13 protein-coding genes and 1 tRNA gene are annotated in these 13979 nt (G+C 64.7%); 13 read left to right on the top strand and 1 reads right to left on the bottom strand.

Annotated elements, in window-relative coordinates; translation table 11 throughout:
- Positions 1–78: 78 nt before the first annotated feature.
- Complete coding sequence (locus tag JI75_RS07140) at positions 79–1230, bottom strand: coiled-coil domain-containing protein (RefSeq protein ID WP_052241666.1); 1152 nt, start codon at positions 1228–1230, stop codon at positions 79–81.
- Between the two features lie 392 nt (positions 1231–1622).
- On the opposite strand from JI75_RS07140, the gene metG reads away from it, so the two are divergent.
- From metG to JI75_RS07075, 13 genes are all read left to right on the top strand, one after another.
- Positions 1623–3200 carry a methionine--tRNA ligase gene (metG, locus tag JI75_RS07135; RefSeq protein ID WP_039689860.1) on the top strand — a complete coding sequence of 526 codons (1578 nt, stop codon included), beginning with the start codon at positions 1623–1625 and terminating at the stop codon, positions 3198–3200.
- 6 nt (positions 3201–3206) lie between these two features.
- Positions 3207–4241: a TatD family hydrolase gene (locus JI75_RS08975; protein ID WP_082019809.1), complete on the top strand. Its 1035-nt coding sequence runs from the start codon at positions 3207–3209 to the stop codon at positions 4239–4241.
- A 1-nt stretch (position 4242) separates the two neighbouring features.
- A complete protein-coding gene (locus JI75_RS08835; protein WP_052241665.1) occupies positions 4243–5160 on the top strand; it encodes a flavodoxin family protein in 918 nt (305 codons plus the stop codon).
- Positions 5153–6061 carry a 16S rRNA (adenine(1518)-N(6)/adenine(1519)-N(6))-dimethyltransferase RsmA gene (gene rsmA, locus JI75_RS07120; protein ID WP_039689858.1) on the top strand — a complete coding sequence of 303 codons (909 nt, stop codon included), beginning with the start codon at positions 5153–5155 and terminating at the stop codon, positions 6059–6061. The genes JI75_RS08835 and rsmA overlap by 8 nt, the downstream gene beginning before the upstream one ends.
- Positions 6062–6286: 225 nt before the next feature.
- A complete protein-coding gene (locus JI75_RS07115) occupies positions 6287–6640 on the top strand; it encodes a Veg family protein (protein ID WP_039689856.1) in 354 nt (117 codons plus the stop codon).
- A 123-nt stretch (positions 6641–6763) separates the two neighbouring features.
- Positions 6764–6839: transfer RNA gene (locus JI75_RS07110), tRNA-Ala, on the top strand.
- A 435-nt stretch (positions 6840–7274) separates the two neighbouring features.
- Entirely contained in the window at positions 7275–7946 is a 672-nt protein-coding gene (locus tag JI75_RS07105; protein ID WP_039689855.1) for a cytochrome c maturation protein CcmE domain-containing protein, read from the top strand.
- 2 nt (positions 7947–7948) lie between these two features.
- Entirely contained in the window at positions 7949–10195 is a 2247-nt protein-coding gene (locus JI75_RS07100; protein ID WP_039689853.1) for a heme lyase CcmF/NrfE family subunit, read from the top strand.
- 10 nt (positions 10196–10205) lie between these two features.
- Complete coding sequence (locus tag JI75_RS07095) at positions 10206–10973, top strand: ABC transporter ATP-binding protein (RefSeq protein WP_052241664.1); 768 nt, start codon at positions 10206–10208, stop codon at positions 10971–10973.
- Positions 10973–11692: a heme exporter protein CcmB gene (locus JI75_RS07090; protein ID WP_039689851.1), complete on the top strand. Its 720-nt coding sequence runs from the start codon at positions 10973–10975 to the stop codon at positions 11690–11692. Before JI75_RS07095 ends, JI75_RS07090 begins: the two co-directional genes overlap by 1 nt.
- A gap of 118 nt (positions 11693–11810) precedes the next feature.
- Entirely contained in the window at positions 11811–12581 is a 771-nt protein-coding gene (ccsA, locus tag JI75_RS07085; protein ID WP_039689848.1) for a cytochrome c biogenesis protein CcsA, read from the top strand.
- 10 nt (positions 12582–12591) lie between these two features.
- The gene (locus tag JI75_RS07080; RefSeq protein WP_039689845.1) at positions 12592–12780 is read left to right on the top strand and encodes a hypothetical protein; all 189 of its coding nucleotides are present in this window, start codon (positions 12592–12594) and stop codon (positions 12778–12780) included.
- 66 nt (positions 12781–12846) lie between these two features.
- Positions 12847–13665, top strand: a complete 819-nt coding sequence (locus JI75_RS07075; RefSeq protein WP_039689844.1) for a UTP--glucose-1-phosphate uridylyltransferase — start codon at positions 12847–12849, stop codon at positions 13663–13665.
- Positions 13666–13979: the final 314 nt, after the last annotated feature.

Below are 13979 nucleotides of genomic sequence, written 5' to 3'. Positions count from 1 at the left end.
GCGGCTTCGGGGGCCTTGTCGTTTTCGCGCTTTCCCGGTATCGACTGCGCGCTTTCGGTTCGGACGGGGTCCTTCCCACTAGATCAAAGACATCTGGTAGGACACCTTGTTGTACCAGTCCTGCCAGGTGGGCGGGCAGTATTTCTTGGCGGCGGAGGGCGATACCGTGTAGCCGTAGCCGCGTGCGAGGCCCGCGACGTGGCCGTTGATGGCATCTTCCCACGACCCCCAGCTCACCGAGCCCCATCCCCAGGCGTTGTGGGGTTTGAAGCAGTAGGCTCCCTTCGAGCTTTCCACTGCCGAGATGGCGGGGGAGAACCGCGGGTCGATGCCGTAGGTCCAGGCGGCCTTCGCATAGGCCTCGCCCTGTCCCGCCATCGGGGATCCGGCCAGGTAGGCATCGATGCGCGGCGCCCAGGTGTCGATGAACTGCTGCGCGTCGGCGTCCCAGTCGACGTCATCGGCCAAAGGAGCCGCGATGGGGCTTGCGGTCGTCTTCGGGCTTTCCGGCGCCTCGGCTGCCCCGGCGTTTTCCGCCTCGCTCTTGGCCGCCTCTTCGGCGGCGATGCGGGCCGCTTCCTCGGCCGCCGCCTGCGCCTCGGCCGCTTCGCGCTCGGCCTTCTCGCGCGCTATGCGCTGGGCTTCCTCGCGGGCAGCCTGCGCTTCTTCAAGGGCGCTTTGCGCATCGGCGGCGGCTCGCTCGGCGGCGACGCGCTGGGTTTCCAGCTCGGCTTCGGTTCGATCCAGCTGCGCCTTCATGCTTTGGAGCTCGTTGATCTCGGCGACGTTGCGATCGGCGACGCTGCCGATGTATTCCAGGTTGCGCATGAAGTCGGAGAAATCCCTCGCGTTCAGCAGCAGCGTGACGATGGAGGCCGAGTCGCTCTGCATCTTGTACAGCGCCGTGGCGGCGTCGTTGCTGCGCGCCTGCTGGGCGGGAAGGGCCGCCTCGAGCCGTTCGATCTGCGCCCGGTTCTCTTCGATCGAGCGCTCGATCGAAGACAGATGCTCCGTTGCAGCCAGGTAATCGGCCGATGTCTGCTCGACGCGCTGCTGGAACTCGTCTGCCACGGGAGCGGTGTCGATGTCTTCGGCGAAGGCGCGCGAGGCGGGGGACCCGTCGAACGGAACCCCCGAAAAGGCGAGGGCGCCCGCGCAGGCGAGGGCGGCAGCCGTGCGCGGAAGGCGCCGTTTTGCCGCGTCGATATGTCGTACAGCGATAAGCCGCATAGGGTCCTTACGTAGGCGGAAAAGACAGGCACCCATTATAGAGAAGGGCCGAGCGCGGGTAAAATTTCGGCGCTTGTGCGGTTAGGCGCGCACAAAAACGCAGATCATCGGTGCAGCGATTGTGAAGGGCGGCGGATTCGGAGGAGCCGTCTTCTGGGTTTCGGTCCGCCTCGGCGGTTTCGCGCGCGCCGGGGGCGGGCAAGCGGTTCTTGCGGTCGATGCCGCATCTGCGGCCGTTTTCGGCCCCGTGCCCGCCGGCGGCGGACGGGTCCGTCCCATCGGCGCGTTCGCTGTGTCGTTTCCTTCGGGCCTGCCGTTCGGTGGTAAAATGTTCGGCTGTATTTTGAAGCATGCGCGCTCTTCGGGGCGCTCGGAACAAAGGGGCGCGATCCATGTCCAAGGGAACCTATTCGATCACCACTCCCATTTACTACGTGAACGCCGCGCCGCATCTGGGAACGGCGTATTCGACGGTTTCCGCCGACCTCGTCGCCCGCTACCAGCGCATGAACGGCTACGACGTGGCGTTCGTCACGGGAATGGACGAGCACGGCCAGAAGGTGGCCGATACGGCCGCGGCCAAGGGCATGTCGCCTCAGGAATGGTGCGACTCGATGGAGCCGGCGTTTCGCGAGGCATGGGACCTGCTCGACATCGACTACACCGACTTCGTGCGCACGACCGAGCCGCGCCATGCGCGCGGCGTCCAGAAGCTGTGGGGAGACCTGTTCGAGAAGGGCTACCTGTACAAGAGCAGCTACGAGGGCTGGTACTGCGTTCACGAGGAAACCTACTACGCGGAAAGCGACCTCGAGCGCGACGAGGAGGGCGCGTTCGTGTGTCCCGAGTGCCACCGTCCCGTTCAGAAGGCGTCGGGCGAAGAGAACTGGTTTTTCAAGTTGTCCGATTTCCAGGAGCCCCTGCTGAGGTTCTACGAGGAGCACCCCGATTTCATCCAGCCCGAGACGCGCCGCAACGAGGTGGTTTCGTTCGTGAAGGGCGGCCTGAAGGACCTCTCCATCTCCCGCAGCACGTTCGACTGGGGCGTTCCCTTGCCGTTCGATCCCGATCACGTGGTCTACGTCTGGGCCGATGCGCTGGTCGCGTATTTCACCGGCATCGGCTATGCCGACGACGGGCGCGCGGGCGAGTTCGATCGCCGCTCCCCCTTCCAGTACCATATCGTGGGCAAGGACATCACGCGCTTCCACTGCGTCATCTGGCCCGCCATGCTGATGGCGGCAGGGCTTCCCATTGCGCACCGCGTGTTCGGCCACGGGTTTCTGCTCACCAAGGGCGAGAAGATGTCGAAGTCGCGCGGCAACGGGCTCATGCCCGCCGACCTGGTGAAGGTGTTCGGGGTGGACGCGTACCGCTACTACTTCATGAGCGACGTGCAGTTCGGCCACGACGGCGCGATCTCGCTTGAGCGCATGGTGCAGGTGTACAACGCCGATCTGGCGAACACCTGGGGAAACCTCTGCAGCCGCGTCTTCAACATGACGAAGAAGTACTACGATGGCAAGGTTCCGGCGGCTCCGGAGGCTGCGGGCGAAAACCCCTTGCGCGCGATTTCCGACGAGCTGTACGCCCGGTTCGACTCGTGCATGGCCGAGCTCGACTTCTCGGGTGCGGCGGCCGCGGTGCAGAAGCTCGCGTCGCGCGTGAACCTCTACGTCGAGGAATCCGCTCCCTGGAACCTGGCGAAGTCTGAAGAAACCGCCGATGAACTGGCGACGGTCATGTACAACGCACTCGAGGCGATCCGTATCATCGCGCTGTACCTCGCGCCGTTCATGCCGAACACGTCGGCCGAGGCGCTGCGCCGCATCGGCGTCGACCTCGCAGGCGTGACCGATATCGAATCGGCCACGGCGTGGGGCCAGCTGCCTGCCGGCAACGCGGTGGAGGTGGGCGACCCGCTGTTCCCGCGCCTGGACGTGTCCGCAATCGATTTCGACCTCGATTAGGCCGCCATGTCCGACGATGGGAACCGCCTGAAGCTGCCGCCGTTTCGCGATGCGGGCTTCTACCGCAAGCGCAAGCATTCCTCCTACCAGGAGGTGAGCGCCCCGCGCCTGGCGTCTTCGGTCGCCGACACGCACGCGCACCTGCATATGCTTCCCGATCCCGCCTTCGAGCTGGCGCGCTGCGCGGTAAACGGCGTGCGGTTCCTCTGTATGATCGTCGATCCGGCAGAGGATGGGGAAGGCCCGATCGAGCGGCTCGCCGGATGGGAGTCAGATGCCCGCCGCGAGCTTGCCGGCTTGGGCGCCGACCAGGGCTGTGCGGTCCCCCGCGTGCGCATCGCCGTCGGGATCCATCCCCACAACGCCTCGGCGTGGGACGACCGCGCGCATGATGCGCTCCGGCGGCTCGCGGCAGACGCGCGCGTGTGCGCGATCGGCGAGATCGGGCTGGACTACCACTACGACCTGTCCCCGCGCGAGGTCCAGCGAAGCGCGTTTCGGTCGCAGCTGCGCTTGGCGAAAGAGCTAGGGCTGCCCGTTGCCCTGCATGTGCGCGAGGCTCATGACGAGGCGTTCGCCATCCTGTCCGAAGAGGGATTCCCGTCTGCGGGAACGCTTCTGCACTGCTGCAGCCTGGACGCCGACGGCTTGGCGCCGTGGATCGAGGCGGGGTGCTTCATCGCCTACGGGGGCGCGCTCACGTTCAAGAAGCTCGAAGCTGCGCGCGAGGCTGCGGTGCGCGTTCCTCTGAACCGCCTGCTCACCGAGACCGACGCGCCGTTCATGACCCCCGAGCCGATGCGCGGGGTGGGGTGCACCCCGGCTCACGTGGTGTTCACTGCTGCGGCATTGGCCCAGATGAAAGCCGAGCACGACGGCATCTTGCCGGATGATGCGCTGGCGGCGTTCTTCGACAATGCGCTTCGCCTGCTCGATCGGCCCCGAGAGGCTGCCGCCCCAGGGGCTTCGCCCGCCGCCTTCGGATCCGCTGCATCTGCGTCCGATGCGTTCCAACTAAGCGCTGAAACCGAGAGGAACTAGTATGAACCGCCTCATCATCGTCGGATCCCCCCGCTCGCGGGGCCGTTCGGCCTTCCTTGCCGAGACCATCTTCGAGACCTTCATCGAGGAATTCCCCGAAGACGAGCTGGCGCTCGCCCCGGTGTCCGAGCTCGACATCGCACCGTGGGACGGCCGCACCGACGACGTGGTCGCGGCAGCCGAACGGGAGGCCGCCTCTGCGGGCGACCCTGCCGACGGGGCCGACGGGGAAGAACCGCTGCATCCGGCATTCGCAGCCGATGACGACATGCGCGAGGTGTACGAGCTGCTGAACGCCGCCGACGAGCTTTCCGTGGTGTGCCCTGTGTATTTCTCGGGAGCGCCCGCCCAGTTCAAAGCCCTGCTCGACCGTCTGCAGCCTTACTATTGGATCTACGACCGCGAGGCGCCCAAGCGCCCGCTTTGCCTGCACGTGATCGGCGAAGGGGGCGACCCCCATGGTTTCTCGGCTCTGGTGAGCGAAGTGAAGTCGGCGTTCGCGGTTGCGGGTTTCCAGGTGGTCCAGGTTCTCAACTGGGTGGGAAGGATCGAGGAGGACGGCGAGATCACGGGCGATCCCGAGCCCATCGACCCGGCCCTGTTCGACCGCCCTTCCATGCAGCACGGCGGTTCGGCCCTCCCCGCAGTGGAGGCTTCTTCCACCGGCGGGAACGATGCTTCGCGTGCGCATCGGGAAGAAGGGGCGGGCGCCTCGCGCCCGCGCCCGAAGCTCGACATAGCCGGAGACAGCCGCAACGCCGCCGCCCGTGCCGAGGAGCGGTCGCGCCAGGGCAGCAGGCCGAAGCGCTCTGCGGGAAAGAAGGGCGGGGCCGCGTTCGGCGAGAAAAACGATGCCGGCAAGCGCTCGGGTCGCACGCCGCGGCCCGCCAAGAAGGGAAACGGCAAGCGACGTGGATAGGCTTTCCCCCCTGGCGGGGGTTTCCGCCACGCGCGAGGTTCTGGAATCCCATGGGCTGGTCACCAAGCATGCGCTGGGGCAGAACTTCCTCATAAACGACGACATATTGAAGAAGATCGTCGCGCTTGCCGAGCTGGATCCGTCCGACCGGGTGCTCGAGGTAGGGCCCGGTATCGGGACGCTGACCATCGCCCTGCTCAAAAGCGCGGGCCGGGTGACGTCCATCGAGCGCGACCGCGATCTCCCCGCCGTTCTGGCTGAAACGCTGGCCGAATGGGAAGACCGGTTCTCCCTGGTGCAGAAAGACGCGCTCGATTTCGGCTTGGACGACCTTCCCGACGGCGGAAAGCTCCTTCCGAACAAGCTGGTCGCCAACCTTCCCTACGCCGTTGCCGCCACGATCGTCCTCGATTTTCTGCAGCGGTTCGACTTTCTGGAGTCGGCCACCGTCATGGTGCAGCGCGAAGTGGCCGACCGCATGACGGCGTCTCCGGGGACGAAGACCTACGGGGCGTATTCGGTGAAGCTGTCGCTGTATGCGCAGGCAAACGGGAGGTTTCCCGTGTCGCCCGGCAACTTCTTCCCTCCGCCCCATGTCGAGAGCGCGGTTTTGCGCCTCGATCGGCGCGTCGCTGAGGATGAGGATGGGTCCGCCTTGCCAGACGAGCTGCTGAGGGCCACGTGCACCATGGCCGATGCGGCCTTCGCGAACCGTCGGAAGACCCTGTCCAACTCCTGCAAGACGTACTTCTCGGGCGCCGGTGGCCGCTATCCGAACGCGGTCGGGAACCTGCCTGCGATTTACGAGCAGGCCGGCATCGATCCTCGCCGCCGCGGCGAGACGCTCGATCGCGCCGAGTTCATCAAGCTGGGAAAAGCGCTGTTGGCGCTGGGGGCTTAGATCGATCGGACAAGTCGCCCTGCGCTCGTTTTGCGGGGACGCGCGCCGCATGGCGCCCGCTTGCGTGAAAGCCTGCGATGCACGACTCGGCCGTTGCGGACCCCCATTGTTTTATGGAGAGAATATTATGCTTGTGAACAGGGATTCTGCAGCCCCTGTGCAACCTCTGTTCAAGCGTGGTATGATTTCGGGGCATTTTTTGTCTAAATTGGAAAAGAGTTCTACATGGATTTGGAGCAGCAAGCCAAGATCGTCGATTCGATCCACGACACGCTCAACGGGTACGTGGGTCAGCGCCTGAGAGTTCGAGCCAACATGGGGCGCTCCAAGATCGTCGAGAACGAAGGCGTGCTCACGCAGGTTCACCCCCGCCTGTTCATCATGGAAGTCGATCGCAAGCGCGGCCGCACCGCCCGCCAGTCGTACCAGCATGTTGACGTTCTGACGGGAACCGTCGAGCTTTCGCAGAACGACGAGCCCCTGTTCGAGCCGTTCGTCATCGACCCTTCGGAGGAAGACGAGGCTGCCGGGGAAGCGGCGTCGGAAGAAGGCTCCGATACCGAGGCGTCGGAGCGGTAGCTTCGCCCGCTGCGCCGCCGGGCGGCTTGTGTTTTTGAAGGTTTGGGGAAAAGGGATCGCGCCTCCATTTGACAAATGGACGGCGTACCCCCAAAATAGCTTCCTGCGCATTGCGCTTCACGTGGGGATGTAGCTCAGCTGGGAGAGCATCACGTTCGCAACGTGGGGGTCGTGGGTTCGAATCCCATCATCTCCACCACGTGCTTTCAGGCCGGGATCGGAAGGTCCCGGCCTTTCTTTTATAGAAGTTCATGGTGCCCTGCTTGCGTACGGTTGCGATGCCGGTGTCCTTGAGCGCTTCTGTTTTCATGGGCTTCTTCGCATCCGTTGTGGAAACAACAGACGTCCGGGGACGGCGACGGTATAACAGGCTGTGAAGGATTTGTGGCATGTGCCCAGTTCGTGGTTTTCGGCCCGATAACAAAGCGGCTCGAACAGCCAACGTCACTGCGCGCAGGGGGGCTGATGATATCATCGCAGGACTGGTGTCGAGAGGGCTCGCCCGGCGGCGGACGGGGTCTGCGTTGCGGTGGCAAGCGGGCGCCCTCTAATCCGAATACGGCACGGCCCGACCGATATGCAACGGCGGGTTTTTCAGGTAGTGGCGGGATTCGAAGCGGTCTCGGAGGGATGGATGAATTCTAAGATGAAGCGCCGCATGGTTGCGGTGACCGGCGTGATCGTCATAGTCGTCGTGGTGGTGCTCGCAGTGGTGGGCGGCACGTCGTCGGCCAAGACCGTTTCGGTGGCCGACGCGGCGAGCGGCTCTTTCGGCGACCGGAAGATCCAGGTTTCCGGGACGGTGGTCGAGAACTCGTTCTCGGTGAAGGACAACACCCTCGTTTTCTCCGTCTACGACAAGGAGGCCGACCCCAGCGCCTCCACCCAGCTGCGCGTGCGCTACGAGGGCGGCGTCTCCTCCACGTTCGGCAACGACGTCGTGGCCATCTGCACGGGCAAGATCGACGCGGACGGCGTGCTGCAGTGCAGCGAGCTGGTCACCAAGTGCCCGTCGAAGTACGAGAATTCCACCGACTCCCTATCGGTTTCCCGCCTCATGGGCTACGCCGACTCCGTCCGGAACAAGCCGGTGAAGGTGGCCGGCCAGATGAAGGAGGGCACCCTCGGCGTCGCGGGCGGCGATCGCCGCTTCGTCGTGGTCGATCCCGACACCGGAGACGAGATGCCCGTCAAATACGACGGGGCCCTGTCCGACGAGACCACCGAAGGCTCGTCTCTGATCCTCACGGGATCCATCAACGACCAGGACGTTTTCGTTGCGACTGAAGTCGCGCTGGAAGGATAGGCATGGCAACGCTCGGTTTCTCTCTCCTCGTCGTCTCGTTTGCAGCGGCCGTCGCATCCATCGCGGCGTTCGCGTTCGGCCACATCCTGTACCTTCGGGAGAAGAAGGCCGCCGCAAAGGACAAGCCCGCGCACTCGGCGCGCGCGGCCCTGGCCAACCGCATCGGGCGCATCGGGACGGTGGTCACCATGCTGGCCCTTCTGGCCTGCTGTCTCGTTCTGGTGTACTGCTTCTTCGCGGGCGATTACTCCATCAAGTACGTGCTGTCGGAACGCTCGCTGAACACGAGCGGGCTCGCCTGGCTGTACAAGCTGTCCGGCCTGTGGGCCGGACGCGAGGGCTCGCTTCTGTTCTGGGCGTGGCTGATCGCGCTGTTCGAAACGGCGGTGGTTCTCGCCACGCGCAAGAAGCGCAGCCAGATCGACAACGTGGCTTTGGCGGTCATCCAGCTCGTCGTGGTCGCGTTCGTGGGCGTGCTCACGTTCTCGCAGGTGAACATGCCCTTCGAGCCCACTCCCGCGAACTACTTCAACGCCGAGGGCAAGCTGACCGCCTCGGCTTCCCTGAACGCCATGAACTCGCTGCTCGAGCACTGGGCCATGGTCATCCATCCCCCCATGCTGTTCGTCGGCTACGCCGGCATGACCGTCGCGTTCGGCTATGCGATCGCAGCGCTCGTCATGGGCGACGCGTCGCGTCTGTGGGTCGATCGGGCGCAGCGCTTCACCATGGTGTCGTGGATCTTCCTGGGCATCGGCATCGGCCTCGGCTCGGTTTGGGCCTACGTCGTCCTCGGCTGGGGCGGCTACTGGGGATGGGACGCCGTCGAGACCGCCAGCCTCCTGTCGTGGCTGGTGGGGGTCGCGCTCATCCATACCTTCACCGTCTACCGCCAGCGGGGCGCGTTCAAGCGCTGGGCCGTCATGTGCGCGTGCCTCGCGTTCGCGTTCGTGATCGTCGGCACGTTCATCTCGCGTTCCGGCCTGGTGCAGTCGGTTCACGCCTTCGAGGGCGATCCTGTTTCGCTGTGGCTGTTCGGCGCGCTCATCGTCGTGTCCGTGCTTGCGGGCATCGTCGGCCTGGTCGTGCGCTGGAAGCAGTTCGGGCCCGACACCGAGGGCGCCGACGACGTGGAGAACATGATCTCCAAGGATGCGGCGTACTATTTCAACAACGTGATCATGATCATGTTCACGCTGGTGCTCACGTACATGACCATCTCCCAGGCGCTTCCCAGCTGGCTCCCCTTCGGCGGCGATTCGCTGGGCAAGACCGCCTACAACGCCATCGCCCATCCGCTGGGTATCTTCTACCTGTTCATCATGGCGGTCGGACCCATGCTCAGCTGGGGCAAGACCGATCGCGCCCGTTTCCTGAAAGACGCCAAGGCCCCGTTTATCTGCGCGTTGGTCATGTTCGCCCTGCTGATGGCGTATTGGGCCACGAACCTGTACCCGGCCTACAACGCCATGGTCATGTCGGGGTCGACGGCGGCTAACGATATGCTCGAGCAGGGTCCGTCGTGGTACTATAACGGGCTCGCCGTCATCGGTTTGCTCGTGGCCAGCATGCTGTTCTTCAATTCGCTGTTCATGCTGATCCGCGGTGTGCGCTCGTATGCGAGGAACAAGGGGGTGTCCGGCCCGGGCGCGCTGTTCGCGGCGTTTCGCAACCGCCCCTCGACGCTGGGCGGGTTCCTCACCCACGTGGCGATGGGCGTCATCTTGGTGGGTCTCATCGGATCCTCCATGTACGTGACCGAGAAGACCGACTACGTCGATTACGACGAGGCGACCGACTCGTCGACTGAAACGTTTTCCATCCAGGAGTACGAGCTGCGCTTCGTCGGCTCCAGCGTGAACCCCGACGACGCATCCTACAAGGTGACCTACGAGACCGACTTCGACGTGTACAAGAACGGGCAGCTGGTCGGCCAGGCGCATCCCCAGGTCGTCGTCGATCAGATGACCCAGGAGCAGAAGCTGAACGCCTCGGTGCTCAGCTTCGCCGACGAGGACCTGTTCGTGGTGTACCGCGGCGTGAATTCCGAGGGCGACCTGTCTATGGATGTGCGCGTCAACCCGCTCATCCAGTGCGTGTGGTGGGGCTTCGGCCTGCTGGTGGTCGGCGGCCTGCTCGCCGTGTGCGGTCGGCGCTCTCCGCGCAAAGATGATATGGTGGCAGTTGAAGAAGACGGCAGCGGGAAGGCACAGGGCGCCCAGGGTTCGGATGGACCTGCAGGCGCGTAAGGGATAGCGCATGGCATCGACAGACGCAGCGGCGCTCGATCGCGAAGCGGGGGAATCGCAGCCCGCGGAAAACGCGATCGAGGCGAGGAAGCTCACCAAGATCTTCGGCACGCGCAAGGCGGTCGATCGGGTGTCGTTCGATCTTCCCCAGGGTGCGTTCCTGTCGATCTTCGGCCCCAACGGGGCGGGTAAGACCACGCTTTTGCGGATGCTGTCCACGCTCAACCGCCCGACGGAGGGCACGGCGCGGGTGATGGGGCTCGATATCGTGGAAGAGCCCGATCGGGCGCGCGACCACGTGGGGCTCATCTCGCACCAGTCCATGATCTACCCCGATCTGTCCGCCGAAGAGAACCTGATGCTGTATGCGCAGCTCTACGGCGTGATCGATCCGCGCGACCGCGTGCTTGCGCTGCTCGACGCGGTGGGCCTGAAGCACCGCCGGCTCGATCCGGTGCGCACGTTCTCGCGCGGCATGACGCAGCGCATGTCCATCGCCCGCGCCCTGGTCCACGACCCGGACGTGGTGTTTCTCGACGAGCCGTATTCGGGGCTCGACCCTCATGCGGTCGAGATCTTCGACGACCTCATAGAGTCGGTCCGTGAGCGCCGCACCTTCGTGATGGTCAGCCACGACCTTCGCAAAGGGTTCGACATGTGCACGCACGCCCTCGTGCTGGCGAAGGGCCGGGTGGTCGCCTTCGACTCCAAGGACCGCATCGACTTCGACGAGTTCTCGCAGCTGTACCGCGAGACGGTGGGAATGGGGGTGGCGTGATGGACGGCGTCAGGCTCAAGCGCCCCTCGACGTTCCAGCAGTATCGCAACCTCCTGGCGAAGGATCTGCGCCAGGAATTCCGCACCAAGGAGATGCTCACGTCGATGGGCATCTACTCCCTCCTGGTCATCGTCGTGTACGGCGCGGCGTTCGGCCTGTCCGCCGAGCGCATCGACATCGCGCGCATGAGCGGGGGGCTTCTGTGGTCCCTCATCGTGTTCACCTCGCTTCTGGGGCTGAACCGCTCGTTTTCCCACGAGAAGGAGCAGGGCTGCCTGGAGGGCATCCTGCTCGTCCCGCTCGACCGCTCGGTGGTCTATTTGGCCAAGGCGACGTCGAACCTGCTGTTCCTCCTCGTGGTCGAAGCGCTGTCCATACCTCTGTTCTACTTTTTCTTCCTCACTTCGACCGAGCTTTCGCCCAACGCGCTGTGGTCTGCGGTTCCGTTGGTCCTGGGCACGGTGGGGGTTGCGGGCGTGGGCACGATGCTGTCCACCATCACCATCAACACGCGCGGAAAAGACGTGATGCTGGCCATTCTGTTCGTCCCGCTTGCCTATCCGCTGCTGTTCGCCTGCGTCTCTGCGACGACCAGCGCGCTTTCGGGCGGGGAGTTCTGGATGGACACGTACGGCACCTCGGTTATCATGGCGGCGGCCTACGATGTCGTCATGCTGGCCGTGTGCTGGGTGCTTTACGATTTCGCCGTGAGCGCCTAGGCGGGCCCTCGCCGCAGCCGTCCGTCCGCCGTGCGGCGGCGGACCTGTTGCGGGCCTGTGCGCGGGAGTCGAGGTTGTGTTGGAATCAGCGGAAGCTGGTACGAGATAAAGGAGCAGTATGTCCAAAGAAGCGAAGGGGCGCTTCCGCGTTCCCGAAGCCGGCCAATGGCCCGATCGACTGGTCGTGTTCGCGGCCATCGCGGGGGCCGTCCTCACCACGCTGGCGTTCCTCGACGCGTTTTTCCTGATCGCGCCGGTTCACGGCGCCCAGGTGAACGGGTTCGAGTACATCGGGGGAGAGCTGGTCACCAACAAGCTTCTGCTGTCGCAGAAGATCTTCTTCTTCCATATGCCGGTCGCCGTGGTCTCGTTCGTCGCCCTCACGGCGGTTCTGTACTACAGCGTCCAGTTCCTCCGCACGAAAGAGCAGCGGTTCGACACCTGCGCCAAGGTGGGCATGGAGGTGTCGCTCATCTTCGTCATCGGGACCATGATCACGGGAGACCTGTGGACCCGCTTCGAGTGGGGCGTGTGGTGGACGTGGGATCCGCGCCTGACCACCTACCTCATCCTCATGCTGCTGTGCATCGCGTACTTCGTCCTGCGCAACTCCATCGACGAGCCCGAGCGCCGCGCGACGTACTCGGCGGTCATCGGCATCATCGCCTTCGTCGACGCGCCCATCACGATGATGATCACGCGCTTCATCCCCGACGGGAAGCACCCCGTCGTCGTGCGCGAGGGCGGCATGACGCCCGAGATGGCCCTTTGCGTCGCCCTTGCGCTGATCGGCATGGTGCTGATCATGTTCGCGCTGTACCGTTTGAGGTTCCGTCAGATCCGCATGGCCGAGCGCGTCGAGGCCCTGAAGCAGCAGTTGGAAGACTAGGAGACAAGCCATGAACCCCATCCTTGCAGATATCTACAGCACCATCCTGCCCTCCGCCCCGTTCGTCATCGGCGCCTACGCGCTTCTGTGGGCCGTCCTGTTCGTGTACGTGGCCATGATCGTGCGCGGGATGAAGAAGACCGAAGCGCAGATCGCGGTGCTCGAAGAAGAGCTGGCCGCGCGCGGCAAAGGGAAATAGCCCGCGCGCATCCCGAAAAGCGATAGGCTCGTTCGCCGCCACGGGCGGCAGAAAGGTTCCGGTGTCATGAAGGCTTTGATTCCCGCAGCGGGGCTCGGTACGCGGTTTCTGCCCGCCACGAAGGCCCTGCCGAAAGAGATGCTGCTCGTCGTCGACCGTCCTGCGATCCAATACGTGGTCGAAGAGGGGCTCGCCTCGGCGGCCGACGAGGTGGTCATCATCAACAGCCGCTCCAAGAAGGCGATCGAGGACCATTTCACGCCCGACCCCGAGCTGGTGGCGCTGCTGCGCGAACGCGGCAAGGACGCCTACGCCGACCAGGTCGAGCGGGCCGGAAACCTCAACGTCGGCTACGTGTACCAGGACGAGGCGCTGGGGCTGGGCCACGCGATCCGCTGCGCGCACGAGAAGACCGGAAGCGAGCCGTTCTACGTGCTTCTGGGCGATGTGCTGGTTCCCGACAACCGCATGCTTCCCCGGATGCAGGAGGTTTCCGACGCGCACGGCGGCGCGAGCGTCATCGCGGTCATGCCCGTGCCCGACGACCAGGTGAGCCGATTCGGCATCATCGCCGGATGCGAGGTGGCCTCGGATGTTTGGAAGGTGGACTCGCTGGTCGAGAAGCCCGCGCTCGAAGATGCCCCCAGCAACCTGGCCGTGTTCGGCCGCTACCTGCTGAGCCCCCGCGTTATGGAGTTGCTGGCAGACGTCGAGCCCGGCGTGGGCGGCGAGATCCAGCTCACCGACGCCCTCGATGCGGTTCTGCGCGAGGAGGAGATGTACGCGCTGGTGGTCGATCCGAAAGACGGGTTCGACACCGGGACGGTCGAAAGCTGGCTGGAAACCAACAACATCCTGTTCGAGCGCAGCCGTTCGCGCGAGTAGGGGCGCCGACGGCGGGCCTACGCGGTCCTGCGCTTGCGCGCCGCTTTGAGGCCGATGGGAAAGGGACGGCTCCGTCGCTTGCTTGAGAAGGGAAAAGGGGAGGCCCGGGGGGAAGGGAGCCCGCCGGGCCTCGAGGGAGGGATGTGCGGCGGGTATGGAGCGCCGCATGTCTGCTTGGAAGGAGAAAGCAGATCGAAAGGAAGGGGGCCTTTCGATGACCTCATTATAGAAGGCGGGTTTGAACTGGGTATGCATCGAGGGTGCGCTTTGTGCGGATTGCCTGTGCAGCAACGATGAATGCCCAGGTGGCGTGT

Origin of the sequence: Berryella intestinalis (assembly GCF_000814825.1) — a bacterium.
Taxonomy (GTDB): domain Bacteria; phylum Actinomycetota; class Coriobacteriia; order Coriobacteriales; family Eggerthellaceae; genus Berryella; species Berryella intestinalis.
This window is presented reverse-complemented; position numbering and strand designations above follow the sequence as displayed.

Bases quoted from the DNA above. Each gene is read 5' to 3' on its own strand.
- JI75_RS07140 (WP_052241666.1), bottom strand. From the start codon at position 1,230: ATGCGGCTTATCGCTGTACGACATATCGACGCGGCAAAACGGCGCCTT.
- metG (WP_039689860.1), top strand. From the start codon at position 1,623: ATGTCCAAGGGAACCTATTCGATCACCACTCCCATTTACTACGTGAAC.
- JI75_RS08975 (WP_082019809.1), top strand. From the start codon at position 3,207: ATGTCCGACGATGGGAACCGCCTGAAGCTGCCGCCGTTTCGCGATGCG.
- JI75_RS08835 (WP_052241665.1), top strand. From the start codon at position 4,243: ATGAACCGCCTCATCATCGTCGGATCCCCCCGCTCGCGGGGCCGTTCG.
- JI75_RS07115 (WP_039689856.1), top strand. From the start codon at position 6,287: ATGGATTTGGAGCAGCAAGCCAAGATCGTCGATTCGATCCACGACACG.
- JI75_RS07105 (WP_039689855.1), top strand. From the start codon at position 7,275: ATGAATTCTAAGATGAAGCGCCGCATGGTTGCGGTGACCGGCGTGATC.
- JI75_RS07100 (WP_039689853.1), top strand. From the start codon at position 7,949: ATGGCAACGCTCGGTTTCTCTCTCCTCGTCGTCTCGTTTGCAGCGGCC.
- JI75_RS07095 (WP_052241664.1), top strand. From the start codon at position 10,206: ATGGCATCGACAGACGCAGCGGCGCTCGATCGCGAAGCGGGGGAATCG.
- JI75_RS07090 (WP_039689851.1), top strand. From the start codon at position 10,973: ATGGACGGCGTCAGGCTCAAGCGCCCCTCGACGTTCCAGCAGTATCGC.
- ccsA (WP_039689848.1), top strand. From the start codon at position 11,811: ATGTCCAAAGAAGCGAAGGGGCGCTTCCGCGTTCCCGAAGCCGGCCAA.
- JI75_RS07080 (WP_039689845.1), top strand. From the start codon at position 12,592: ATGAACCCCATCCTTGCAGATATCTACAGCACCATCCTGCCCTCCGCC.
- JI75_RS07075 (WP_039689844.1), top strand. From the start codon at position 12,847: ATGAAGGCTTTGATTCCCGCAGCGGGGCTCGGTACGCGGTTTCTGCCC.